The following is a 25,804-nucleotide window of genomic DNA, read 5'->3' as shown; positions in this document are numbered from 1 at the left end:
GGAGTGATTTTTTAATTGCGTTTTTCGGGTATTAGAGCAAGAATAGGGGACGTATCTACAATATGAAGGAGGTTCGTATATGGGCGGTCAATCTCTACAAATCGGACCACGTACCATCAAAACAGGACTTGCGGTCATCTTGGCCTTGATCATCAGTGATCTGTTTAATTTAAGCCCAATCCTACCTGCGATTTCAGCGGCGACTACTTTGTTGCCGTCCGTTTATCAGACATGGAAACAGTTTCTCGAGGAAGCGGAAGCCAACTTGATCGGCGCCTTCCTGACGCTCGTCTCACTCTGGATTTTAGGTGACAATCCGGCCAATCCATTGGCGATCGGAATCGTCATCATGGCAGCGATCTCGATTTTGCTTGCCTTTGGCTTCGGTCGGACGATTCCTCACGTCGTCTTGATGATTATCGTCATTCTGGAGAGTGTTGAAGGGGCGACGGATCCGTTATGGCAAATCGTCTTGATCCGTTACTTACTCGTCATGCTCGGGATTGGTTGTGCGCTCGGTGTCAATGCCTTGATTTTCCCACCTCGTTACGGGAACGTCTACTATCAAAAGGCTTCAAAACTCTTTGAGAAGCTGCTTGTCGTCACGCGGGCAATCGCTTTTGAAGGGAAAGTCACACCATACCGGTCAGCGATCGACAAAATGAGCCGCTCGATGCTCGAGACGAAGACATTGTTTAATCTGCACCGGGAAGAGATTCGCGGCTCGCGGCAGCGGCATGTCTCGTTATTACGGAACCTGATCATCCTGCAACACATGCAGGCGTGCCTGGAACGGGGTGTCGCGACGGCAGAACGGTTCCGGGAGCGGGAGCAGGCACTCTCGCACATCGCAGACGATTTGCGGAGTGAACTGTTTTATCACGTCATGCACATCGCCCAGCGTCAGGAAAAGGTCTTGTTGACGTATGACCTGTTACTGACGGAAGAACCGCTCGCGATGGAAGATCTCGTCAAAGAAAACATTGCTTTCGTCAAACATTCCTTCCTTGATCGGGATGAACTCGAAGAAGAATTGATCATGGAAATTTTGCCGATTGTCGTCGCAATGAATGAATGGATCCAGGAACTGGAACTGTTCGAAAAACGGCTTAACGGTGCGCTTCGACGCCATGTGACATCGCTGTCGATCGAACAGAAATCCGTCCGCGATAAAACATTTAATCGTTTTAAACGAAAAAAAGCGATTGACGAAAGTAAAAAGTAAGCGTATAGTCCTCCTTAACAACACTTTAGTTGCTAACAGCGTAACAGCATAACAGAATGAAAGAAGTTAGACGAAGACGAAACCGAAGTAGAAACAATCTCCCTGTTTCAGAGAGCACGTGGCGCTGCGAACGTGTACACAGATTGGGTCGAATTACAGTTTCCGAGTCTCTTGCCACGCAAGCGGAGAAAACCGTTATCCCGTAATGAAGCGATCTATGTCTATGTAGATTATCAGGGTGGTACCGCGGCCTTTCGTCGTCCCTGTCGAACATCTTTGTTCGGCAGGGACTTTTTGTTGTTCATCTACTTTCAAGGGGGAAATTCATATGTCTACACCAATCATTCCAAGTCACTTACAACCACACGTCGCACCGCAGCACTACGAAGATTACACGCCGACGGACCATGCGGTCTGGCGTTACGTCATGCGACTGAATTTAAATACATTACAAGATACGGCACATCCGGCATACCTTGAAGGGTTGGCTGCATCCGGTATCAGTCCGGAACGGATTCCGGATGTCCGTGATATGACGGCGAACTTAAGTCGGGGCGGTTGGGGTACGGTTGCTGTTGACGGCCTGATTCCCGGTGTCGCGTTCTTTGACTTCCAAGGTCACGGTTTGTTGCCGATCGCAACCGATATCCGCAAAGTTGATAACATCCTCTACACACCGGCTCCTGACATCTTGCACGAGGCGGCAGGTCACGCGCCGATCTTGATGAATCCGACGTACGCGGAATTTGTCCGCCGGTTTGGCGAAATCGGAGCGCATGCCTTTAACCATAAAGCCGAGCATGATGTCTTCAAAGCACTGAAAAAACTGACGATTGTCAAAGAAAGTCCGTTCTCGACACCGGCAGACATCGAGCAGGCAGAAGTCGCGCTCGCCGAAACCCGGACCCACGTGACCGGGATTTCCGAAGCCAATGAAATTTCGCGTCTGTTCTGGTGGACCGTCGAGTTTGGTCTCATCGGAGACATCAACAATCCGCAAATCTACGGTGCCGGTCTTCTGTCATCAGTCGGCGAAAGCCGTCACTGCTTGACAGATGCCGTCACAAAACATCCGTTTTCACTCGCAAAAGCACTGGCGACGAAACATGACGTGACAAGCATGCAAAAGGAACTGTTTGTCTGTGAATCGTTTGAGCAACTCCGGGATGCGTTAGAAGAATTTGCGCAGACGATGTCATACGTCCGCGGCGGTATCCACGGTCTGACGAAAGCTGTTGAATCGGGTAACTTGTCGACGCTCGTCTTTGAAAGTGGTGTCTCCCTCGTCGGTGTACCGGATACGCACGAAATTCATGAATCACTGCATCTCGTTAAGCTGACCGGTCCAACGGCGCTTGCGGCGAACGGGGAAGTCATGACGGGTCAAGGACTTGCGGACCACCCGGAAGGCTTTACACTGTTACATGGATCTGAATTAAACAAAACCCTTCTGCAAGTGAAAGTTGGCGAACAGCTGGACTGGAAAGAAGGTTCGGTTCAGGTGACAGGACAGATTTCAGCGATCCAAAACGTCAACGGTCACCGTGCGCTCGTCATCCTGGAAAACGCGCAGGTGACAAAAGACGGAGAAACGACTGCGATGAGCCGGATGGAGTTGATTGTCGGTGACATCACGTCAGCCTTCCCGGGAACAGAAGTCGAAGCACTGAAACCGATTCCGGAGACGGTTGAGTTTGAACGTGTCGAGCGACCGCTGACGGCGGCTGATCCGATCTTTGAAGCAGTGCGCGAGATGCGCGAAGGACGAGCGGACCGTCAATTGTTGCCACAACTGATTGATCAGACGCTCAGTCAACTGCCGGATGCTTGGTTACTGCGTCTCGAGTTACTCGAACTGGCGGATGAAGTCGATCAAGCGCGTCTGATTGCCGATCTTGACCGTCTCAAACAGACGTCAAAAGAACGCGAGGAATTGATCAGCCGGGGAATCCGGTTGGTGGATCACGTCCGCTAAACGATGAACGCATCGAGAAATCTCCCGAAATCTGTTAGAATGAAAACCGTTCGAGAGTGAAACGGAACAGGGGAGTGATCGATTTGAAACAACCAAATTATTATCAAGACGTCAAAGAGTTCCATCAGACGTTCCATCATCCGGGTGCGGACCACCCGACACCGATTCCACTGGAACGCGGAATCAAGCGGGCGACCTGGACGGCAGAAGAAGCTGTCGTCGAGTTTCTGCACCAGTCCTCACGTGATGAAAACGAATTTTTAGCAGCAATCGAGACCTTTAAGACGGGGCTTGATCGGGCGGTTGAAAAATCGTTACGTGAGACGTATCCGACGACTGAAGTGGAACAACTTGTCGGTCAAGGCGATGCCTTGACGGACGCCCTGTACTTCATCATGGGCAGTTTCGTTGAAGCGGGACTTGAACCCGGACCATTGTTCGAGATTGTCCAACAAGCCAATATGGCAAAACTCGGTCCGGACGGTCAACCGATTTTCCGGGAATCGGATCAAAAGGTCATGAAACCGGAAGGCTGGTTGCCGCCGGAACCGCAACTGGAGGCGGAAGTCTTACGTCAAATGAAGCAAAAAGCTTAAAAAAGGAAGCGGATCGCATCGAGAGATGCGATCCGCTTCCTTTTTGTTCAGACCTGATAACGGCGTAAAGAAAGTTTGCCCGCCCGGTCAAAGACAACACCCTCTGCCTCGAGGGCCAATTGTTGCTCCTCCCCCTCAAGGGAAATTTCGCCTTTAGCATTCAAGACGCGGTGCCACGGTAACTGCTCCGTCCGACTCAGGCTGTGGAGAATCCGGGCGACTTGTCGTGCTGCCCGCGGATTACCGGCGAGGCGGGCAACTTGTCCATAGGTCATGACCCGCCCTGGTGGAATCGAACGGATGATTTGAACGACTTCCAGCGTAAACGGATTCATCGTGTTTCGTTTGTCGAGACGATGTACTGTTGAATGTTGTCGTCTTCATCAAATCCGATGGTCACATCAATGATGCCCTGTTGCAGACGGATTTGAAGTTCAAGTCGGTCTTTGATGTCATCGGCCAGGGCGATGGTCAACGTCGGATCGACTTCGATTTCGACTTCGACATGAAAATGATCGCCTTCCTTGATGACTTCAAGTTTACTGATATCCCGGACATCCGGATCGCGCATGATGATGCCTCCGATACGTGCTGCCATCGTCTCATCCGCTTCTCCAAGTGCACCGGCCGCATTTTGTAAAAAGACGTTACCAACGACGTAAAACATCATTAAACCGATGAGGATGGAAGCGATCCCTTCTGCTTGATGAAACGGTGTCAGATGCGAAATGATGACGGCGATCATCGCGACGAGACCACCTGCCGTTGCGACCAAATCTTCGAGGAAGACGAGCCGTGTTGCCGGTTTTGCCTGTTTCAAGGCCCGGAAACTGTCGAGAATCAGCTTCGGACCCTTTGACGTCAAGCGGGCATCGTGGGCGATTTCTTGCATCGCTTTATAAAAGACACCACTTTCGAGCACGACACCGACAAACAAAACGGACAGTGTGATCCAGAAGCCGGTCGATTCCGTCGGTTCGATGATGTGGGCGATTCCTTCATGAATCGTTTCATATGCCATGATGCCGACGAATAAGATGGCGCCGAGCAAGACGAGATTGACGAGACGACCAAATCCGTTCGGGAATCGTTTTGTTGGTGCCTTTTTACTGAGGGCAGAGCCGATAAAAACAAAAAATTGATTGGCGGCGTCTCCAATCGTGTGCATCATTTCCGCAAACATTGCGACGTTGCCGGTTAAGACATAAGCGACGGCTTTGATGATGGCGATGACCGAGTTGACGATGCCGGCCGTCAGAGCAGAACGATTGCCCCGTTTTAATAATGTAATGAATTCTCCCATGATGCGTCTCCTTTAGCTAACAAACTTTATTACTAATAGTAGTATGTTACACCAGATGACGTGATTAAAACCAATTTGAACAAAAAAAGACCATGTCACCAAACGGCGACATGGTCTAAAGGGAACGGATCAAGATAGATCGACTTTTTTGTTGATTTCGTTCGAGTCATCGTTACCGACCGCTTTTTTCAAGAGTTGTTTTACGGATTTTGTCGTATTTCCGGTTTCCCAGTATTCGGCGCCTTCCGTATTCACCTTGATTAAGACGACTTTTGGATCTTCGTACGTCGTACCGAGATACGCTTCGTATCGTGGGCTCCAAAGTTCTTTTTTACGATTGATGTCTTCGACAAATTCTGCTTTCCCGCGGATCGAGACATATGATTTGTCGACATACGCGACGTTGACGTTCGGATTTTTAAGAATTTCGTTATATTTGCCTGTTTCTTTTGATGTAAGGAACCAGAGATCGCCATCGAACTCGATATCCTGAGTTTGCATGGGACGTGAGACAAGACCTTCATCAGAGATGGTCGTCAGCATCGCCGTTTCGATTTTATCGATTAATTTTTTGACCGTTTCGACAGCTTCTTGGTTTGATGTATGATTCGTTGACATGAAAAACACCTCATCCTTTAAGTTTTTGTTGCGGCTACTCTAGGAATGTTCCCTGATTTACAGATTGAAAACGTCGCCAACCGGTAAACAGGCAGTTTTATTGCATTCAATTATCCGACAGGCGTACAGTTTAGACATGAAGTCAACACCAGAGGAGAGATTATATTGAAATTAAGTATTTTAGACCAATCACCGGTCTCAAAAGGACAAACCCCGTCAGAAGCCTTACACGAAACGGTTGAACTTGCAAAAATCGCCGATGAGCTCGGATATACACGGTTATGGGTGTCGGAACACCACTTTGCGAAGACACTTGCCGGATCAAGTCCGGAAGTTTTAATCGCCTACATGGCAGCCGTTACAAAACAGATCCGTCTTGGTTCAGGGGGCGTCATGTTACCGCATTACAGTCCGTATAAGGTTGCGGAGAACTTCCGTGTCCTGGAAGGACTCGCACCGAACCGGATCGATTTAGGTCTCGGTCGGGCACCGGGTGGCATGCCACTCGCCACCCGCGCTCTTCAGGAAGGATCGTCCCCACGATTCGGAGGAGCGGATTACGGCGCACAACTCGATGATCTCGTCGATTATTTAAAAGATGGTGCCCCGGCGGATCACCGTTTCGCAGGACTTGTTGCGACACCGGAAATCGATACGACACCGGAAGCCTGGCTGCTCGGGTCAAGCGGCGGAAGTGCCTTAAATGCGGCGCAGCGCGGATTTGGTTTCGCCTTTGCCCACTTCATCAACGGACAGGGTGGTCAAGAAGTGATGGATTACTACCGTCATAACTTCATGGCGACGTCATTTAATGAGACGCCGCAAACACTCGTCTCGATTTTCGTGACATGTGCCGAGACAACGGAAGAAGCGGAACGATTGGCTTCGAGTCTTGATTTGTCATTGCTCCTGCTTGAGAAAGGTGTCTCGTCAACAGGTACACCGACTCCGGAAGAAGCGGCGGCTTACCAGTACTCGTTCCAAGATCAGTTCCGGATTGCTGAAAACCGAAAACGGATGATCGTCGGTAACCCAGAATCTGTTGCGAAACAATTGCAAGAGCTTGCCGATTCATATGGAACCGATGAAGTGATGATTGCTTCGATGATTGCCGACAAAGAAGCCAAACAACAATCACTCCGTCTGATCATGGACGCAGTCAAAGCAGCGGTTTAAAAAATAGAGACGTTCATCTCAGCTCGCTGAGGTGGACGTTTTTTCTGTTTCAAGCGACGGGTTTTGTTCTGAACGTTCTGCTTGGAGATCTTGCCGCAGGACGAACATTCCGCTGCCGACCGTCAGCAACAGACCAAATGAGCTGATGCTAAACAACAGACTGAGCGAGACATAATCGCTCAAATAACCGAACAGTAACATACCGAGCGGCATGATACCCATCGCGAGAGATTCCATGACGCCGATGACGCGCCCTAAGTAAGCAGGATCCGTCCGGCGTTGTACGATCAATTGGAGCGGGATGTTGGCCCGTAAAACAAGAAAGCCTTCAATAAAAGAAAAGAGGAAAAAGTAAGCAAACGACCAGCTGACCGGGATGAGACCAAGTAACGGCAAAATTGGGATGATAAAAAACACACCAAGTAAAGTAAGTGATTGAAAGACTGTCAGCAACGGACGTTTGATGGTGAAACGGGGTAAGGCAAGCAGCAGGGAGGAAATTAACAGTCCGACCCCTAACACAGCTTCGATCACTCCAAATTGAAACGGTGAGAACGACAGACGATCCAGTAGTATGATCGGATACATGACTTCAAAGGCAATAAAAAAGAAATTTAAGACCAGTGCCATCATGATTAATGTCGTCAAGAGACGTTGTTTGAATACATAACGGTAACCGTCGCGGAAATCCGTCAAAAATGAAGCAGTGGTTTCAGCAGATGATGGAAGTACCCGGAAAGTCAGACGTGTATTCCAGATCGCCGCCAAGGCGAATAACGTTAACGGCAGGAGAGAAAAGAGATCAATTGGAGCAAACGATAATAAAAATCCGGCGAGCATCGGTGCACCGATCGAAGAGATGGAGCTGATGGTTGAAATCAAGGAATTGCCGCGTTGAAGTTCTGTTTCTTCAAGCAATCGGGTTAAGGAACTCATCAACGTCACGGACAGGAAGGTCGACAAGGAGGTAAGGATTGCGCTGACAATCATGTAGTGAAGTGTGTGAATCGGGAAAAAGAAGGCGTAACCTGCAAATACTGTTAGCGTCAACGCACTGAATGTCTCCGTCAAGACAATGATTTTTTTACGATTCCAGCGGTCGGCGAGGACACCGGCAACCGGCGACAGTATAATCCGCGGTAAAGTTCCCGCTATGAGAACTAAAGCGAACTGAAGCCCAGATGACGTTTCACGCAAAACAGTCAAACCGGCGACGAACGTAAAAAGACTGGCGGCGAATAACGAACAAAACTTACCGAATAACAGTCGTTGTAAATTTTTCGACATCTTAATTCCTCCTTTTTGTTCAATTAAATTGAACTTTCCTTTATACTAGAGGAACAGGGAAGAATTGTAAATATAAAAGTTAAATTAAATTGAACTTTATGTTCGGGTGAGGGTGACAAGATGCTGGGAACACGAATCAAAACATTACGAAAAACGAAAAAAATGACACAGTCGGAAGTCGCTGAAGGTATCATGACCAAATCGATGCTCAGCATGATCGAGAATGGAAAAGCAACACCGTCCTTGCCGGCGCTGCAACGGATTGCTGAACGGTTGCATGTCTCGGTGGACGAACTCCTGCTCGATCCGCGTGTCACGGAAATGAAGCAACTCTTGGAACAAATTGAGTCGCCGAAAAGTAAGTATTATAGTGAGCAACAGATCATTGAGATGTTAAGCCCGTATCTTGATCCGGCTGTTCCTTCCTATTGGCAGGGGCAAATCTATCATAAATACGGTTTTGCTTTACGTTTTTTGAATCCGGAGGAAGGTCTTCGTTATTTTGAATTGGCATTTGATATTTTTAAAAATCTTGACCTACGGGATCAACAAATCGAAGTACAAATTTCAAAAGTCTATTTCCTGTTTTTTCTGCGTCGGTATGAAGAGGCCTATCAATTGATTGATGCAATGATGATCATTCAGGATATTCCGCTTTCGCACGAGACGTTTCTTGATTATCAGATGTTACAAGCACTTCGGGTCAGTGTGAAAGAGGACAACTGGACCGAGTCCATCGTCTTATTGCGGGAAGGAATTGCCTATATGCGAGAGAAAGGGGTTTATATTGAGGTCATTTCCTATCACCGTTTGCTGGCACTTTTCTTGAGTCTGACCGGGGACTATGCGTCGGCAAAAACTGAACTCGACAAATTAAATCATTTCTTTTTATTTACCGAAGCGAACGTGTATGAGCGTCTTCTCGTCGAATTGACGAAAGGAAGCATCGCGATTCACCAAAAAGACTATGCCGGCATTCGTTATGCCCGAGAACGCTTGGTAGAAGTCGATATCGAAGCCAGTTACCATTATATCGGACAGTTAGAGGTCTATCTTTGTTTATGGCAACAGCCTGGCGAAAAATTGGAGTTTGATTTACAGGGAGCCGTGGCAAAAATCTGGGGCAATGTACATATTTGGCGGGTTGCGAGCGAATATGATTTGTCGGAAATGTTGCAGACGCTAGCGCTTGCGATGACGAAAGGGACCGGTCTTGAACACCGGGACGAGGTTGAACAAATGACGGCGCATCTTTCACGTGGTTATTTCAAACAGAAAATAGAGCAACTATTGGCAGAACTGCATTAAAAAAAGCTCTATCCGGATACTGTTCCGGGTAGAGCTTTTTTACATCAAAGCGCTTTAAAACCAAGTAATTTTTGTGTCCAATAGCGTTCAGACAGACGGCTGATGCCGAGAGACGGTGTATTGGCATGAATGAACTGATCGTTGTTCAACATGATGCCAATGTGGGTCGGACCTGCTGCGTACGTATTTTCAAAGAAAATGATGTCGCCGCGGACCGGTTGACGTAATTTTGATAACTTTTGACCGAGGTAGCCATCGTTGTTCCAGTAGCCGTTGACGTTTGTCCGAGCCACTTTATAACCCGCTGTGTTCAACGTGTAGTTGATGAAGCCGGAACAATCGAATCCACCGTTGACCGGACTGCTTGAACCCCAGACGTACGGTGTCCCGAGATATTTTTGTCCGATCGAGATCGCTTTTTCCATGATGCCGGAAGCCGGAATCGTCGGTGCAGGCGGTGTGACGGGTGGTGTCACCGGAGACGTGACGGATCCGGTCGTGATGTAGCTTTTGGCAACGTAATAATACGTCGTTCCAATCTTGATCTGATACCAGCCGGTGCTTGTACCGGTTGTTTCACCGGATACTTGAACCGACGATCCGTGAGCCAGTTGCGTAAATACCGTCGACGTCGTACTTGGGGCCGTCCGGACGTTTAAGCCGGTCGGGGCGTTGACTTTATACGGTTTCGACTGATCGACCGGTGTGACGGAGACACCCGGCGCAGGCGGTGTTTCTTTTGCTGACGCCAGCACATAATTCGACGCGACGTACACATTTTTCCCGTCGAGTTGAACTTGGTACCACGAGTCGACTGCACCCGTGACCTTCAAGACCGTTTTATGCGGTAATGTCTTATAAATCTTGCCGGTCGTTGAAGCCGACAGACGGGCGTTCAGACCTTCCTTGGCATTGACTTCATATTGTTTCGATGAATCGACTGCTTTGACGGCCGTTGAAGCCGGTGGTGTGACCGGAGTCGTGACCGGTGGTTTAGAGCCCGTCGTCACCGTTGATGTTTTAGCCGTGACGAGCGTCGTGTGCACGAAAGCCGGTTTTTTCTGATACGTAATTTCGTACCAGTCACCGGTTTTCTTTTTAACAGCCAGATTCACATTTTTAGCGAGTTTACCAAGCGATTTGGATGATGTCGTTGCCTTCTCACGGACGTTCACGGAAGCAGTGTTCGTTATGTAGGTCGTGGTTGTGGCTGCTTTTGCTGGCACCGTTTTGACGTAGGCGGCAGTGATGAAAGCTTTTTTCGACTGGTGACGAATTTCGTACCAAGATCCCGTTTTCTTGACGGCCGTGACAGTCGTTCCTTTTTTTAGGGTGGTAATGACTGGAGCGGAAGTAGTGGCAGCAGTCCGGATGTTGACGTTGTCTGTCAAGATGAGTGTCGTTGATGCGGCTTCGACGCCGGTAGCTGAGCTGATCAGCGCGAGGGTCGTCAAAGTGAGAAAAGTCTTTTTCACGTAGTGTGGCTCCCTTCCAAAATAACGAATCCAGTTCGATCAGAAATCGAATCATTGTTACCATTTTGTCATAACAAGCAGGGAATTCCCCTGATTTTAAAATATATTTTTTAAGAAAGAAATTCGATTCATTTTCAAGAAAACAAGAAAGATTTGTAAACGAGAATTATTTTCAGTTATCCTGTACACTAAAGGTAATTTGGGAGGAGGACTTGCATGTTAAAACGGTTTTATCACTATTACATACCGCATAAACGATTGTTTTGGCTCGATTTTTCGTCCGCCTTGTTCGTCGGACTGCTGGAGCTCGCTTTTCCGCTTGCTGTCGCATGGTTCATCGATTCGTTGTTACCGAACAGCGAGTTGAACTGGATCATTCTCGTCAGCATCGGATTGCTTGGATTGTACGTCATCAGCACATTGATGCAGTTTGTCGTCAACTACTACGGGCACAAACTCGGCATCAACATCGAGACGGATATGCGGCGCCAGTTGTTTGGACACGTCCAAAAACAGTCATTCCGCTTTTTTGACAATACGAAGACCGGTCACATCATGAGTCGGATCACAAACGATTTATTTGATATCGGAGAACTTGCCCACCACGGTCCGGAAGACGCCTTCATCGCTGTCATGACGTTAATTGGTGCTTTCTCCATCATGCTGACGATCAATGTGCCGCTTGCACTCGTCACGATCATTGCCGTCCCGTTCTTGATTTGGTTGATCAGTTACGCCAACGTTCGAATGAATCGTTCATGGGACCGGATGTATGGGAACATCGCCGAGGTCAATTCCCGGGTCGAGGATAGTGTGTCGGGTATCCGGGTCGTTCAATCGTTTACGAACGAAGCACACGAAGTGGCTCGCTTCGAGAAGGACAACACGACGTTCCGTAAATCAAAGATTAGTGCCTATAAAGTCATGAGTACGAGTCTGTCAGGCATTTACTTGACGACACGTTTGATGACCCTCGCTGTCCTCGTCGTCGGTGCTTACCTCAGCTATACCGGAAAACTCACTTACGGAGAACTCGTCGGTTTCATCCTGTACATGAATATCTTGCTCAAACCGATCGATAAGATCACGGCGTTGCTTGAGTTGTATCCAAAAGGAATGGCAGGTTTCAAACGTTTCCTCGAGATGATTGATCACGATGAGGAACTCAAGGACGCCCCGGACGCCGTTCACGTCTCGACGTTACGCGGCGCGATTCGGTTTGATGACGTCAGCTTCGGTTATGAAGCGGATCGTTTGATTTTAAAAGACATCAGTCTGTCGGTCGAACCGGGTCAGACGATTGCCTTCGTCGGGACATCCGGTGCCGGGAAAACGACGATTTGTTCGTTGATTCCACGATTTTACGATGTACTTGACGGAGCGATCACGATTGACGGAATCGATATCCGTCAGATGACAAAAAGCTCGCTCCGGCAACAAATTGGCATCGTCCAACAGGATGTGTTCCTGTTTTCCGGGACAATCGCCGAAAATATCGCTTATGGGGATTTGACGGCAAGTCGTGAACAAATCATCGAAGCAGCGGAACGCGCACACTTAAGTCAGATGATTGCCGATTTACCGGACGGATTTGATACACAAATCGGGGAGCGCGGCTTAAAATTATCCGGTGGACAAAAACAACGGTTGGCCATCGCCCGGATGTTCTTGAAAAATCCGCCGATCCTCATCTTGGATGAAGCAACTTCAGCACTCGATACAGAGACGGAAGCGATCATTCAAGAGTCACTGGCCGAACTGTCAAAAGACCGAACCACACTGATTATCGCCCACCGTCTGGCCACGATTCGTCAAGCCGACCGTATTTTGGTCGTCACGAAAGACGGCATCGTTGAAGACGGGACGCACGAAGAACTGGTCGAAAACGGCGGGTATTTCTCCCGTTTACTGGATCGACAACGCGTCTAACGCCAAGTCGGAAGTTCTCTTTTCTGTACATGAAAAGGAGCTTCCGGCTTTTTTTGTCTGCAAACCCATTGATCGTCTGAGGAAAGCGGAATGATTTCAAGGGAAGGGGGAACATATAAGGGAAGGGAGGACAGGAACATGTATGGATTATTTTGTGAAAACTACAACGAAACCTATTCGACCCTGCATGAGGAAAGTTCACATGACTTCCACCGTTTTTTTGCGCTGTCGTACACGATTCACAATACCGTCTTCGAGAAGGCGGTTTACGACCGGATGATGCAGATCGTCAAGCAGAAGACGACCCGGTTTTCGGCATTACGCAGCCGTTATACGCCGCTGTTGATCTCCCATATCGAACTCAACAGCAACGAACCGGAACGACTGCTCGAGCGTGTGATTGAAGCCGAAAAACACATTAAGCGACGTCTGATTAAAGAAAAAGCGGTGCGTCCGTTTTTTGCACTGGGTGAAGTGTTGAACCGGCAACAAGGCATCGATGCCTTGCCGCTGATGACGGAACTGCAAAAAACACATCCTGTCCTCAATCTGGCCAAACAATATGTCGTTGCCTCGACGTTAATGGAGACCGGTCCCTTACCGGAGAACTTTTTCGGGACAATCGAACAGTCCGAGCAATGGCTCGAGCAGTGGATGAGCCCGTCAAGCGAACGGTTGATGACGGCCCAAATTTTGGGAGCGTTACCGGACCTCGATGCTCGAAAAAAACGTATCCAAATCTGGTGCGGAATGCTCGAGGAGCGGGAAGTGCGAATCTGGGACCGGTTGTTTCCGTTACTGGCGTTACTTGAAACGACAGAACGGGTCGATATGATTTATGTGACGCGGATCGTCGATCGGGAGCGCTCGCGCAATCGATTTTCAGACGAGGTCAATTGGCTGATCGCGTTTCATTTATTGCTCGCGAAAACAGGTCAAAGCCGGATCCAATCGGCGTTATTGATTCTTGCGACGCTGGAACTGACAAAAAAGCCTTGAAACAACACACTAAAAACGATCCTCGGCGGATAGGCTGAGGATCGTTTGTTATTGCAGTCAGTTAGTTGAACGTCGTAAACGTCGCGTGTTGTTCGACCGGATACAATTCTTTTCCCGCGACATCATTTAAAATCAATTGATTGCGCGAGACCGACATTCCGAGATTATCAGCAGCCGGACCGTGCGACAATTCGAGGTTCGTCGTCGCATACAGATGGTGGTTCGCTTTGACGGTTCGATGAATCCGGTAATTGGCATCGACCTTCCAGGCCTGTTCTCCTTCAAACTCGATGTCGAGCCGGTTGACGAAACGCGGCAACGATGGAACGAAGCCGGTTGCAGCGACGACAGCACCGGTTTTGGATGTCCGTTCATCGTGTAGTTCCGTATGGCGCATGGAGATTGTAAAGTCCTGTTCACGGGTAATCTGGTTCACTTCCAGATTGGCACGAATATTGATCCGTTTTGCATCGTCCTGAGGCAGGTCATACAGATGTTCATAAATGGCCTGAAGTGTCTCGGGACTGATGCCGTTTTGCGACCGGGCAAACTTCGTCACCGCGTCTTGTCTCGTTTCAAGCGGCAGGCTGTTGAAGTACTGGACGTAGCTCGGCGAAAAGATTTCTTCTCCCAGTTTACCGGTCTCGAGTGTTTCGAAGATCGTGGACCGGGAAATCCATTCGAGCTCAAACGTCTCAGGACGGTCACTCGTGAGCAGGTCGAGGAAAATTTCAGCTGCGCTTTGACCGGAGCCGACGATGCTGACCTTCTCTTGTTTGAGCAGAGATTCCTTTTCCATGACGTACTGTGTATTATGAATGACTCCGTCATCAAAACTAGCGGGAATCGATGGTTTTGAACCTGTACCAAGCACGATATTCCGTGTTTCGTATGTCGTCCGTTTGCCGGTTGCGACTTCTTCGACAAGCACTTCGTAGCTGTCACCGGTATCTTGAATGTCGATGACACGTGTCGAAAAGTGCAGGTCTTCCAGTTGAGTCGATACCCATTTCAGGTAGGCATTGTACTCCTGACGGGAAATAAGTAGTTTTTCATAAAAATAAAAGGTGTGCAGACGATTGATCGACCGCAAATAATTTAAATACGTAAACGGGCTGGTCGGATCGGCGAGGGTGACAAGATCAGAGATGAAGCTTGTTTGCATCATCGAATCTTTGATCATCATGCCGGGATGCCAAGAAAACTGTTCACTTTCATCAAAAAATAACGTCCGCAACGGGGTTGGATGAGCCAGGGCGCTTAAGCCTAAATTCATCGGTCCGATACCGACACCAATTAAATCATACATAAAAAAAGCCTCCCAATCGATATTGTTATAAAACAATACCCGATATAGGAGGGGGTTGAAACGTACCTTGACAATTGTTTACAGTTGATCGGTCGTTGTGGTTTGCGTCGACACCGTCAGTTGTTTTCCGTCACGAATGATCGTCAACGTGACATTCCCGTCGGATTTGATGAGGGCCGTTTTAATGTCAACAAAACTTTTGATTGCTTCATCATTGATCTTCGTGATGACGTCACCCGTTTTCAGTTTCGCGGATGCGGCAGGACTGTTCGGTTCAACCGACATGACGACGACACCTGTTTTTTGTGATTCCGGCAACTGGACTTGATCAAGCAGATAACCGGCCGGGAACGCCGATACATCCTGGAGCGAGACGCCGAGCGTCGGATGTTTCACTTCGCCGTCGGTCTCGAGTTGTTTTAAGATCGGTAACGCGTCGTCAATCGGAATGCTGAAGCCGACGCCTTCGACACCGGTCTCGGCGATCTTCATCGAGTTGATGCCGACGAGTTGTCCCTGTTCGTTAATTAACGCGCCACCGGAATTCCCCGGATTGATGGCGGCATCCGTCTGGATGACGGTCGTATTGAAGTCGTCCTGTCCATCCTTGTTCGTATCGACAGGGACAGTCCGATCGTTGGAACTGACGATCCCGCGGGTAACGGAGTTCTGGAACTCACCAAGCGGGTTCCCGATCGCGAGGACCGTTTGTCCGGCTTTTAAATCGGCTGATTTTCCAAGGGTGATGACGGACGGAACGTCTTTTGCCTCGACTTCAAGGACTGCGAGATCATACGTCTCGTCGCTGCCGAGTAATTTGGCACTGATTGTTTCTCCGTTGTTTAAGGTTACATCGAGTTTCGAAGCACCGTCGACGACGTGATGATTGGTGATGATATACGCTTTATCGTCCGATTTTTTATAGATGACTCCAGAACCGGAACCACTGGCAGCTTCCTCTTGGTTCATGGCGTTCCCGGATTGGTAATTCGTGACCGTGACGACGGATTTTTGCGCTGTCGCGACCGCATTCGTGACGGGATCATTGGTCGTCGTCGACACTTGTTTCGGCATCCCGTTCGACAAAGGAGTGTCAGCGACTTGCTGTTCTTGATCCATCAAAATTGGAAAGGCGACTGTTGCGGTAAGTACGGCACCAATGATGCCTCCGGTTAGCCCCGGTAAAAGTTGTCTCGTTTTTCCTGCCATCAAAATCAATCCTTTCGTGTGTATTGTTCTGTCCTTAATGTATCAGATTCATCTGCGGGAAATGAAATTACGGTCGTTTTTCCGAAATGACTCATCATTCCCCACAATTTGACGACAATCTCAAACAGTTGAGCGAAGACGGGGAGTTCGGTACACTGAGTGTGTTTCGTACCTAGTAACAAACTTAGTCACAAAGGGAGATGTTTCAGATGAAGTATGTACTGCGTGTGTTGTATGGTGGCGGCTTGCTGTTCGCCGGGATCGGTCATTTTCGAAATGAAAAGGGATTTGTTAAGATTATGCCCGCTTTCATCCCGTTCAAACGCTTTTTCGTACAACTGTCCGGGGTCATCGAAGTATTGTACGGGCTGATGTTACTGTCAGGTCGGGGTGTCGATATCGTCCGCAAGACGTTACCGGGCTTCCTCTATGCCGTCTTGCCGGCTAATATCAACATGGCCGTCAATCCAAAACCAATCAACGGAAAAAATTTGCCGGCTTGGGCTTTATGGACACGCCTGCCGTTGCAATGGGTGTTGATTGCACTCGCTAAACGCTTGAAATAAGGTTTAGTCGAACAAGAGAATCTAATTATATAAAAAGAGTTACCCGGAGCAGCGCTTGTGCTCCAGGTAACCCTTTTTGTTTAAAAACGTTTTTCGACAGCAAGAATGGCTGAGTTGGCGATGTCTTCATACGTGGCATCGTTTGGATGGAATTGATCGCTTGAAAGATCACGTTTGACATCACGTACGAGGTTAAACGTATCGATGATTTCGATATCATGTTTGATACCGAGTGTCCGTGATTTAGCGTTCCACTCTTGAACGATGGCGTCAAACGCTTCTCCATTTTCGCTTGCGCGGAATGGATTATACAGTCCGACATAGAAGATGACGGCATCCGGATTTTCTTCCCGTAAGATGCTGAAGGTTTTTGCCAGATTGTTTTGAGCAGTCTCAATCGTGGCTGCTGTTTTTTTGGCATCAAAGTTTGCGACACCTTCACCGCGGTTAAACAAATCATTCCCGCCGATTGTCACCGAAATGACTTTTGCTTGCGACAACGTACGACGGACTTCTTTTTGTTCGAGCTGTTTTAAGAGATCCTCCGTCCGTGCTCCGCTGACGGCTAGATTTTGGAAACGTTCGACACGATCGTTTTTGACAAGATCGCGACCGACGATGGCGGCATAACTGTTTCCGTTTGAGGCACCGACACCACGTGTCAGGGAATCACCCAGCGCGACGTACGTCCCGCCTTTTTTGACCGGTTCTTCCTTGGTTGGAGTCAAGACGGCTCGTTTTGGTGGATTGACGACATCATTGTAGGCACTGGCGAAACCGTACCCAAAGACTGCCGTTAGAATAAGAGAAACTACTAAAAAAAGTGGCCAAACATATCGTTTCATGAACCGTTCCTCCTTTTGCTGTTACTATGATTGTAGCAAAACTTTTCGAAATGTGCGGTTTTGAAGTGTTCCAATAAGGTAAATCATTCATTATTCCGCTAGAATAGATACTAAGAGGTGAGAGACGTGAAACCAACTGTAAAATTAGAATCAGTCACAAAGGTCATTGGAAAAAAGACAATCATCGACAATATTTCATTTGAAATCTTCCCAGGTGAAGTCTTTGGATTCCTCGGACCAAACGGTGCCGGGAAGACGACGACCATCCGGATGCTCGTCGGTCTGATTAAACCGACATCAGGAAAAATTACCGTGTGCGACTTTGATGTGCGCAAACAATTTGTTCAAGCGATGCAACGAATCGGTTCGATCGTTGAAAACCCGGAGCTCTATAAATATTTAACGGGGCGCGAAAATCTGCAAGTCTTTTCACGGATGTTACCAAACGTCGATGAAGCCCGGATTCAAGAAGTCATCGACTTGGTCGATTTGACAGCACGGGTCGACGATCAAGTCCGGACATATTCCCTTGGGATGCGTCAGCGTCTCGGGATTGCCCAAGCCTTGCTTGGCCGTCCGGATGTCTTGATTCTTGACGAACCGACGAACGGACTCGATCCGATGGGAATCCGTGATTTACGTCAGTTCATCCGGAAGTTAGTGGATGAGACCGGCTTATCGGTCCTCGTCTCGAGCCATATCCTGGCAGAGATTGAGATGTTGGCGGATCGTGTCGCCATCATGAGTTACGGAAAGATCGTTCAAGTCGGAACGGTCAAGGAACTGGTTGAGTCGCTTGCACCGGGTGTTGACTGGCGTGTCGATGATGCCTTTAAGGCAAACGAGATCCTGTCGGCGTCTCCTGACGTCCAAGTCTCGGAAATCGTTGACGCGAATACCGTCCATACGTTAATGGATGCCAGCAAGACACCAACGCTCAACAAACAATTGTTTGAAGCGGGCGTCGAAGTGTGGACGATCGAACGGAAAGTCCAGACGCTCGAAGATCTCTTCATCACATTGACAGGAGGAGATCACATTGCGTAATCCGAACATGCTCGGACTGATCCGAAACGAAGTCATGAAGATTGCCTCGAAAAAACGGTTTGCCGTCGTCGCCATCATCTTAGTTGTCCTCGTCTCGATGTTTACGTATGCCCAGTACCGGGACATTCAAGAGCAAATCAAGAAACAAGGCACACTCGATTGGCGTGTCGAATTGCAACAAGATATCGTCGATACGCAAAACCGTTTGGCCTCAAGCAGCATTCAAGACGAGTTTCGTCAGTTTCTTGAGTTTGACTTAAAACAAAATCAATACTATCTCGACAATGACATCAATCCGAACTATCCGGGGGCACCAACCTTCATCCGGATTTTCTTCTCCCAAGGATTGACGCTGATTCTCCCGCTCTTCATCATCGTCATCATGGCGGATATCGTCAGCGGGGAGCAAAATGACGGAACGATCAAAACCTTACTGTCGCGACCTGTCCGGCGCTGGAAAATCTTGATGGCGAAATGGCTGACGACGTTGTTGTATACATCGATGCTGATGGCCCTGACCGCCGCCGTCTGTTATGGGATTTCCGGAATCGTCCTTGGATATGACGGGTGGACCGCGCCGATACTGACCGGATTCCAAGCCTCACCGAGCGGAACGTTCTCGACCGAATTCGTGCATACGATTCCGATGTGGGAATATCTGTTGATGGCAATCGGTCTCGCCTGGATCGTCACAGCCGTAGTGGCGACGATTGCCTTAATGGTGTCGGTTCTGGTCAAGAACACAGCAACCGGTATCGGAATCATGATGGCTGTCTTGATTTCCGGAACATTGTTGACGACACTTGGTTCAAGCTGGACGAGTTCGAAATATCTCGTCAACGTGAACTTTGGGTTAATCAACTACCTTGATGGACAAGCACCACCGATTGAAGGAATGACGTTACCGTTCTCGCTCGCTGTCTTACTCTGTTGGACAATTGGTGCGTTGATCGTGGCGTTCTGGAACTTCACGCAAAAAGATATGTACTGATACACGACAAGAAAGCCCCTTCTCCATCATGGAAAAGGGGCTTTTTGCAGATGTCGGGCATCTGCGTGGAATCAAGAGGGGAATCCCTCTTAAAAGAAGCCGATGCAGGTCGGCTTCTGCGCTACGCAACAATCGTACTTTTATCATAGCGATTCCAGTAATTGGTGTCAAACCTGCTTGAAAGGGTTTACGAACGTCCGGATTTGTCAAAAGGTATGTAAAGACGACAGAGGAGGTGCCAAAAATGGCTGATTGGGGAATTATGCTGACAGGTTTAGTCATTTGTGGATGGTGTGTATTTAGTGCGGTATACGACGATTTCATCCGCCGTGTGTAACAGAACTCATTGAACCGGCTCCTTTCATAAGGAGGCGGTTTTTTTTGTCGTGTCTGAGCCGGAGACAGATATGATACACTGACTACAAACACGTATAAGCTAGGAATGGTGATGTCATGAATAAACAACCCGTCATCGTCATCGTTGGACCGACCGCCGTCGGAAAAACGAAGACAGGGATTGAATTAGCAAAAAAATTAAACGGCGAAATCATTTCGGGTGACTCCGTTCAAGTCTACAAACAGATGGACATCGGATCAGCGAAGGTGACGCAGGAAGAAATGGAAGGGATTCCGCATCATTTGCTCGATCTGGTTGATCCGGACGACGAGATGAGTGTCGCCCGTTTTCAGACGTTGGCGCGAGCCGCAATCGATGAGATCGCGGCAAAAGGCAAGTTGCCGATCATCGTCGGCGGGACAGGGCTTTATATCCGGGCGATTTTGTATGATTATCAATTTACCGTCCAGGCGGAAGATAAGGCATTACGGCAGGAGTTGGAACAGTTCGCCAAAGATGAGGGCGCGCAAGCCCTCCATGATCGTTTGCGACAGCTGGATACAACCCGGGCAGATGCGATTCATCCAAACAATGTCCAACGGGTCGTCCGGGCGATTGAAGTCGCGATGAGCGGGCAAACACAAGTCTCGGGCAGCGAACCGAGTTTGTACGACAGTCTGTTGTTTGTCCTACATATGGAGGACCGGGACCAATTGTATGCCCGGATCGACCAGCGTGTCGACCTGATGCTCGAACAAGGACTGCTGACGGAAGTCGAGCAACTGGTCGCAGCCGGTTATCAGGAGACGAAAGCGATGCAGGCGATCGGCTATAAGGAAATCATGCCTGTGCTGGACGGCGCGCCGCTTGAGCCGGCTGTCGACGCATTAAAGCGGAACACCCGCCGCTTTGCGAAACGGCAATTGACGTGGTTCCGTCATCAATTTGACGGAAATTGGGTTGAAATGGGAAGGCTTTCATTTGAAGAAAACTTCAAAATTATCTATGATAGAACAGTAGGGTTCCTGAAAGCGGTTAAATCGGAGTAGCCTGAAAGAAAAACAGATAAAAATAGAGGGGGCACGGGGGCTTATGAAAGCGACGTACAACATTCAAGACTATTTTTTAAATCAGTTACGAAAAGATTCGGTTCCGACGACAGTGTTTTTAATCAGTGGGTATCAGTTACGGGGATTGATTAAATCGTTTGATAACTTCACGGTCATTTTAGAATCGGAAGGCAAACAGCAATTGATCTACAAACACGCGATCTCGACGTTCGCACCGGCACGGAATGTGACGTTGTATGAACAAGAATCGGAGACGGAAGAAGTCACTCGTTAAAAAAAGACGGCCGGGGGGCCGTCTGCTTGATGGAGCAACGCTACGGCGTTGCTCCTTTTTTTGTTACAACAAATCTTTCAGCTCGTCGACCGCTTCCGCATACCGTCTCAGTGAAACGTCTTTATAGAGACACGTCTTCGTCAACCGTTCTTCTTTCGTCAACTCTTCTACATACGTTCCGAGGATGAAGCTGTTGCGTAACATCGACGGGGTGATGATCCGTTTATTGTCCGACCGTTCATTCAGCTGGCGCATCATCTTCGTGATCATGACGATCGACAATTGTTTCGGGGCATTTTTGCTGTAGACCCAGCGAAATGTCATCCGTGAGAAGTCAAAGGCGACGAAAAACGGATCCGTCGAATGGTACCGCGGGCGAACCGGTTCCGGTATCGTCTTTAAATACGCGAGCATCAGATCCTGATCGTCACGTTCAAGGTGGAGCAGGTACGCATTGCCAAGCCGGTCGTGGACCGTCATCTCGCGTTGCGCGAAATTCAAGTCCTGCATCTTCAGACCGATGATGTGGTGAACCCGAAGACCGTAACGGTAAAAGAGCCGTAATATCAATTCGTTGCGGTCGATCAAGTAGGGACGGGCGACGAGTTGGTGATCCGTCAGTCCGCGGTCCGACCGGTTCGTCCGGATCAATTGTTCGTATTCAGCAAGGGACGCGACATGTTGCGGCGTCAGCTCATGCGTCGGCTGGGCGTACTCGATCAGTTTTGATTTTGTCTGACGGATTTGATAGTTGACCTGGTTGAGGACACTGACGATTCGGGCGACGGTCGCCTGTTGGTACAGTTTCTCCTCGATTAAATACTCGTTGATGAACGTTTTCCACGTCTCAATCGGAATCGCCTTAAAGTCGTCGATCGTCTCGAGTGGTTGGTCGACTTCGGTCATGTAGCGGTGGATTTCAATCAAATCGTAGCGGTACCGACGGATCGTCGAGTCCTGTCGGCCGCTCGCGCTCAGGAAAAACAGATACCGTTCGATGAATTCCGGCAAAGGATAATCGAGTCGTTCTCGTGCCATAACGGACCTCCTATTTTTAGTACTTTTCTTTATGATAAACCGAACGGATGTTTCCTGTCCAAAATAGTTCAGAGGACAGGGTGCATGTGGTATGATTAGGGACGCAGAAGGTTTGTTATTTTGAAAGGAATGATTATATGTCAGAACGCGTCATCGTCGTCGGTTGTCAGCTCCCCGGTGTACCGGATCATATCTATGAAGAATCGGTCGCGGAGCTTGAAGCACTCGTTACGACTGCGCACGCCGTCGTGGTAGGGCGACTCGATCAAAAGCGTCAATCGATCGACCGCCGGACGTTTATCGGAAAAGGGAAGGTCGAGGAACTTGTCGCGTTAGCGCAGGAACTCGAACCGGATTTGATTATTTTTAATGCAGAAGTCACACCCGGTCAGATGAAAAATATCCGGATTGCTCTTGAAGATCCGGAATCGATCAAATTGATCGACCGGACACAGTTGATTCTCGACATCTTCGCCGGACGTGCCCAGTCACGCGAAGGGAAGTTGCAAGTCGAACTCGCTCAGATGAGTTACCTGTTGCCGCGTTTAAGCGGTCAGGGGACGCAGCTGTCGCGGCTCGGCGGCGGAATCGGGACACGTGGTCCGGGGGAATCAAAACTTGAGACCGACCGTCGGCACATCCGCCGTCGTGTGGATGAAATCAAGAAGCAACTCGAAACATCCGTCGCCCACCGCGCCCGGTACCGGGAACGCCGGAAAGAAAACCAGACGTTCCAAATCGCACTGGTCGGATACACGAATGCCGGGAAATCAACGATTTTCAACCGGTTGACGAATGCCGATACCTACGAGAAAAACGAATTGTTCGCAACACTTGATCCGTTGACACGTCAGTTTGACTTACCGGAAGGCGGACAGATTCTGCTGACCGACACGGTCGGATTCATTCAGGACCTGCCGACGAAATTGATTGCCGCGTTCCGCTCGACACTCGAAGAAGTGCTCGAAGCCGATTTGATCATTCACGTCATCGATGCATCAAGCGAGCATTATCTCAATCAGATGCAGACGACAAATGATGTGCTCGACGAACTTGGTGCCGGTGACATCCCGCAACTCGAAGTCTTTAATAAAAAAGACCAGTTGACGGACTTGTTCACGGGCGGAAAACTGCTGATTTCCGCTCTTGATCCGGCGGATATCGAACGGCTGACCGTCGAAATCGAAAAAGCAATCAGTGAGATTCTCGAATATCTCGAGATCCGGATTCCGGTCAATGCGTTTGCACATTACAATCCGGCCAAAGAAGTGATGATGAATTTAACAGAACAATATGAAGAGGACGGCTCCGTGACCTTAAAAGGCTATTTACGCAAGGATACACGGCTCTACTCGACATTGAAACAATACGAGGTGTAAGCATGTTTACAGAGTTAACGCATTATGAAACAATCCGTCCGTTCGTCGAGCGGGCGGAGGAAAAAATCGCGCCGGGAATCCGCAAAGCGCAACAAGTCGCGGAACACAATCAGTTCCGTGTCCTGAATGCCTTTCGGGAGCATAAAGTGAGTGATTTCCACTTCATGCCGTCGACCGGTTACGGCTACAACGACGAAGGGCGCGATAATCTCGAGCGGATTTACGCGTCGGTCTTCGGTGCGGAAGCCGGACTGTGCCGGGCACAGATCATCAGCGGGACCCATGCGATCGGCATCGCCTTGTTCGGTTTATTGTTGCCGGGGGATGAACTGCTGTATATCACCGGAAAACCGTACGATACACTCGAAGAAATCGTCGGTATCCGCGGTGACGGACGCGGCTCCTTAAAAGAGCTCGGCGTCACCTATGACGTCGTCGAGATGAAGCAGGCGGAAACGATTGATCTCGAGGCGGTCCTCGCCCGAATCACGGACAAGACAAAAGTCGTCGGGATCCAGCGCTCAAAAGGATACGCGACGCGTCGCAGTTTACCGGTCGCCGAGATTGGTGAAGCCATCGCAGCGATCAAAGCAAAACATCCCCACGTCATCATCTTCGTCGACAATTGTTACGGAGAATTCGTCGAGACGATCGAACCGACACATGTCGGTGCCGATCTGATGGCGGGTTCGCTGATCAAAAATCCGGGCGGCGGTCTTGCGAAGACGGGTGGTTATCTCGTCGGACGCCGTGACTTGATCGAACGGGCGTCGTTCCGGATGACGACACCGGGAATCGGGGCAGAGGCAGGTCCCTCGCTCTATTCGCTGCAGGACATGTACCAAGGATTCTTCATGGCACCGCATACGGTCAGTCAGGCGTTGATGGGGGCGATGTTCACCTCGAGCATGATGGAACAGTTCGGCTTCGATACGGCTCCGCATTACGCTGCTGAACGGACGGACTTGATTCAATCGGTCTCCTTCCACGCGCCGGAGCCGATGATTGCCTTTTGTCAGGCCATCCAAGCCGCTTCACCGGTCAATGCGCAAGCCTTGCCGATTCCGGACTATATGCCGGGGTATGCCGATGATGTCATCATGGCCGCAGGAACGTTCATTCAAGGCTCATCGATCGAATTATCGGCAGATGGTCCGATCCGGGCGCCGTATACGGCCTATGTCCAGGGCGGGCTGACATACAGTCACGTCAAGATCGCCATCGTCTCGGCCGTCAATCAATTAATGGAACAACAACTGATTCAAACACAACAGGTTTAAAATAACTGCTTGATGTGAAAAGACCTCTGTTACCCCAAGTCGTCTGACTTGTAAGAAAGTCGTGTTAACTTTTCTTACATCTCTTGACAACTTGCCTTACAGAGGTTTATTCTCATGAAGTAAGGAAAAAGGAGGAACGAAATGGCAGACTTATCACGACAGTCCAAGCCACTATTTCCCATCGGAGTCGTTCAAGAGTTGACCGCGTTATCTGCCCGACAGATCCGATACTATGAAGAACAGGGATTGATCAAGCCGGAGCGGACAGAGACGAAACGTCGCCTCTATTCGTTTAACGATGTGGATCGCTTGCTGTCGATCAAGGAATATTTGGATCAGGGACTAAATATCGCAGGGATCAAGATGATTTTTGACAATGATCTCGTCAAACGGGAACGAGTTGCGGAAACCGTCGTTACGACGCGTCCGGAATTGTCTGATGGCGAACTATATAAACTCCTGAAAAATGAATTGAAGGAAGCAGGACGACATGGAAAAACGTCACTCATCCAAGGTGAGCTCGGACGGTTTTTCAAGTAAGCACCTGTTGCCATATAAAAAAGAGCCG

24 protein-coding genes and 1 other annotated feature are annotated in these 25,804 nt (G+C 49.1%); of the genes, 15 read left to right on the top strand and 9 right to left on the bottom strand.

Features of this window, described 5'->3' with window-relative positions:
• The first annotated feature begins 79 nt into the window (after positions 1-79).
• The 3 genes from P397_RS0111580 (at position 80) to P397_RS0111570 (ending at position 3,796) form a co-directional block, all read left to right on the top strand.
• Positions 80-1,225 (top strand): FUSC family protein, encoded by a 1,146-nt coding sequence (locus tag P397_RS0111580; protein WP_026833418.1) that lies wholly within the window; start codon positions 80-82, stop codon positions 1,223-1,225.
• 64 nt (positions 1,226-1,289) lie between these two features.
• Positions 1,290-1,493, top strand: a binding site (T-box leader).
• Between the two features lie 60 nt (positions 1,494-1,553).
• Positions 1,554-3,200: an aromatic amino acid hydroxylase gene (locus P397_RS0111575; RefSeq protein ID WP_028106653.1), complete on the top strand. Its 1,647-nt coding sequence runs from the start codon at positions 1,554-1,556 to the stop codon at positions 3,198-3,200.
• Between the two features lie 83 nt (positions 3,201-3,283).
• Complete coding sequence (locus P397_RS0111570; protein WP_028106652.1) at positions 3,284-3,796, top strand: pyrophosphohydrolase domain-containing protein; 513 nt, start codon at positions 3,284-3,286, stop codon at positions 3,794-3,796.
• A gap of 47 nt (positions 3,797-3,843) precedes the next feature.
• Here the strand turns inward: P397_RS0111570 and P397_RS0111565 are convergent, their stop codons facing one another.
• The 3 genes from P397_RS0111565 to P397_RS0111555 form a co-directional block, all read right to left on the bottom strand.
• Positions 3,844-4,131 (bottom strand): MGMT family protein, encoded by a 288-nt coding sequence (locus P397_RS0111565; protein WP_028106651.1) that lies wholly within the window; start codon positions 4,129-4,131, stop codon positions 3,844-3,846.
• Complete coding sequence (locus P397_RS0111560; RefSeq protein ID WP_028106650.1) at positions 4,128-5,099, bottom strand: cation diffusion facilitator family transporter; 972 nt, start codon at positions 5,097-5,099, stop codon at positions 4,128-4,130. The genes P397_RS0111565 and P397_RS0111560 overlap by 4 nt, the downstream gene beginning before the upstream one ends.
• 129 nt (positions 5,100-5,228) lie before the next feature.
• Entirely contained in the window at positions 5,229-5,717 is a 489-nt protein-coding gene (locus P397_RS0111555; RefSeq protein ID WP_028106649.1) for a pyridoxamine 5'-phosphate oxidase family protein, read from the bottom strand.
• Positions 5,718-5,879: 162 nt separating this feature from the next.
• Here P397_RS0111555 and P397_RS0111550 point away from each other — a divergent pair, with 162 nt between their 5' ends.
• Positions 5,880-6,893, top strand: a complete 1,014-nt coding sequence (locus P397_RS0111550; RefSeq protein WP_028106648.1) for an LLM class flavin-dependent oxidoreductase — start codon at positions 5,880-5,882, stop codon at positions 6,891-6,893.
• Positions 6,894-6,911: 18 nt separating this feature from the next.
• Here the strand turns inward: P397_RS0111550 and P397_RS17385 are convergent, their stop codons facing one another.
• Positions 6,912-8,180 (bottom strand): MFS transporter, encoded by a 1,269-nt coding sequence (locus P397_RS17385; protein ID WP_035414181.1) that lies wholly within the window; start codon positions 8,178-8,180, stop codon positions 6,912-6,914.
• 120 nt (positions 8,181-8,300) lie between these two features.
• Between P397_RS17385 and P397_RS0111540 the strand changes: the two genes are divergently transcribed.
• Entirely contained in the window at positions 8,301-9,488 is a 1,188-nt protein-coding gene (locus P397_RS0111540; protein ID WP_028106647.1) for a helix-turn-helix domain-containing protein, read from the top strand.
• Positions 9,489-9,532: 44 nt separating this feature from the next.
• Here the strand turns inward: P397_RS0111540 and P397_RS0111535 are convergent, their stop codons facing one another.
• Positions 9,533-10,963 carry a C40 family peptidase gene (locus P397_RS0111535; protein WP_028106646.1) on the bottom strand — a complete coding sequence of 477 codons (1,431 nt, stop codon included), beginning with the start codon at positions 10,961-10,963 and terminating at the stop codon, positions 9,533-9,535.
• Positions 10,964-11,179: 216 nt separating this feature from the next.
• Between P397_RS0111535 and P397_RS0111530 the strand changes: the two genes are divergently transcribed.
• On the top strand, positions 11,180-12,892 hold the full coding sequence (locus P397_RS0111530; RefSeq protein ID WP_028106645.1) for an ABC transporter ATP-binding protein: 1,713 nt from the start codon (positions 11,180-11,182) through the stop codon (positions 12,890-12,892).
• 138 nt (positions 12,893-13,030) lie between these two features.
• Positions 13,031-13,891: a DUF4003 family protein gene (locus P397_RS0111525; protein ID WP_028106644.1), complete on the top strand. Its 861-nt coding sequence runs from the start codon at positions 13,031-13,033 to the stop codon at positions 13,889-13,891.
• Positions 13,892-13,952: 61 nt separating this feature from the next.
• On the opposite strand, the gene P397_RS0111520 is transcribed toward P397_RS0111525, so the two are convergent.
• Together P397_RS0111520 and P397_RS0111515 are read right to left on the bottom strand one after the other, a co-directional pair.
• The gene (locus P397_RS0111520; RefSeq protein WP_028106643.1) at positions 13,953-15,200 is read right to left on the bottom strand and encodes a lysine N(6)-hydroxylase/L-ornithine N(5)-oxygenase family protein; all 1,248 of its coding nucleotides are present in this window, start codon (positions 15,198-15,200) and stop codon (positions 13,953-13,955) included.
• A gap of 78 nt (positions 15,201-15,278) precedes the next feature.
• On the bottom strand, positions 15,279-16,409 hold the full coding sequence (locus P397_RS0111515) for a S1C family serine protease (RefSeq protein WP_028106642.1): 1,131 nt from the start codon (positions 16,407-16,409) through the stop codon (positions 15,279-15,281).
• Positions 16,410-16,618: 209 nt separating this feature from the next.
• On the opposite strand from P397_RS0111515, the gene P397_RS0111510 reads away from it, so the two are divergent.
• Positions 16,619-16,975, top strand: a complete 357-nt coding sequence (locus P397_RS0111510; RefSeq protein WP_026833404.1) for a DoxX family protein — start codon at positions 16,619-16,621, stop codon at positions 16,973-16,975.
• An 80-nt stretch (positions 16,976-17,055) separates the two neighbouring features.
• On the opposite strand, the gene P397_RS0111505 is transcribed toward P397_RS0111510, so the two are convergent.
• Positions 17,056-17,820 carry an SGNH/GDSL hydrolase family protein gene (locus tag P397_RS0111505; RefSeq protein WP_028106641.1) on the bottom strand — a complete coding sequence of 255 codons (765 nt, stop codon included), beginning with the start codon at positions 17,818-17,820 and terminating at the stop codon, positions 17,056-17,058.
• 126 nt (positions 17,821-17,946) lie between these two features.
• On the opposite strand from P397_RS0111505, the gene P397_RS0111500 reads away from it, so the two are divergent.
• From P397_RS0111500 to hfq, 4 genes are all read left to right on the top strand, one after another.
• Complete coding sequence (locus P397_RS0111500) at positions 17,947-18,867, top strand: ABC transporter ATP-binding protein (protein WP_026828755.1); 921 nt, start codon at positions 17,947-17,949, stop codon at positions 18,865-18,867.
• Complete coding sequence (locus tag P397_RS0111495; protein WP_026833402.1) at positions 18,860-19,858, top strand: ABC transporter permease; 999 nt, start codon at positions 18,860-18,862, stop codon at positions 19,856-19,858. The genes P397_RS0111500 and P397_RS0111495 overlap by 8 nt, the downstream gene beginning before the upstream one ends.
• Positions 19,859-20,311: 453 nt before the next feature.
• Positions 20,312-21,244, top strand: a complete 933-nt coding sequence (gene miaA, locus P397_RS0111485; protein ID WP_028106640.1) for a tRNA (adenosine(37)-N6)-dimethylallyltransferase MiaA — start codon at positions 20,312-20,314, stop codon at positions 21,242-21,244.
• A gap of 43 nt (positions 21,245-21,287) precedes the next feature.
• The gene (gene hfq, locus P397_RS0111480) at positions 21,288-21,539 is read left to right on the top strand and encodes an RNA chaperone Hfq (protein WP_026833400.1); all 252 of its coding nucleotides are present in this window, start codon (positions 21,288-21,290) and stop codon (positions 21,537-21,539) included.
• 63 nt (positions 21,540-21,602) lie between these two features.
• On the opposite strand, the gene P397_RS0111475 is transcribed toward hfq, so the two are convergent.
• Positions 21,603-22,577 (bottom strand): tyrosine-type recombinase/integrase, encoded by a 975-nt coding sequence (locus P397_RS0111475; RefSeq protein WP_028106639.1) that lies wholly within the window; start codon positions 22,575-22,577, stop codon positions 21,603-21,605.
• 137 nt (positions 22,578-22,714) lie between these two features.
• Here P397_RS0111475 and hflX point away from each other — a divergent pair, with 137 nt between their 5' ends.
• From hflX to P397_RS0111460, 3 genes are all read left to right on the top strand, one after another.
• Entirely contained in the window at positions 22,715-23,956 is a 1,242-nt protein-coding gene (gene hflX, locus P397_RS0111470; RefSeq protein ID WP_026828750.1) for a GTPase HflX, read from the top strand.
• Between the two features lie 2 nt (positions 23,957-23,958).
• Positions 23,959-25,236 (top strand): methionine gamma-lyase family protein, encoded by a 1,278-nt coding sequence (locus P397_RS0111465; RefSeq protein WP_028106638.1) that lies wholly within the window; start codon positions 23,959-23,961, stop codon positions 25,234-25,236.
• Positions 25,237-25,377: 141 nt separating this feature from the next.
• Complete coding sequence (locus P397_RS0111460) at positions 25,378-25,776, top strand: MerR family transcriptional regulator (RefSeq protein WP_026833397.1); 399 nt, start codon at positions 25,378-25,380, stop codon at positions 25,774-25,776.
• The last annotated feature ends 28 nt before the right edge of the window (positions 25,777-25,804 follow it).

The sequence above is a fragment of the Exiguobacterium undae DSM 14481 genome, assembly GCF_000620805.1.
Lineage (GTDB): Bacteria > Bacillota > Bacilli > Exiguobacteriales > Exiguobacteriaceae > Exiguobacterium_A > Exiguobacterium_A undae.
The sequence above is the reverse complement of the archived record's forward strand: the minus strand, read 5'-3'. Positions and strand labels throughout refer to the sequence as shown.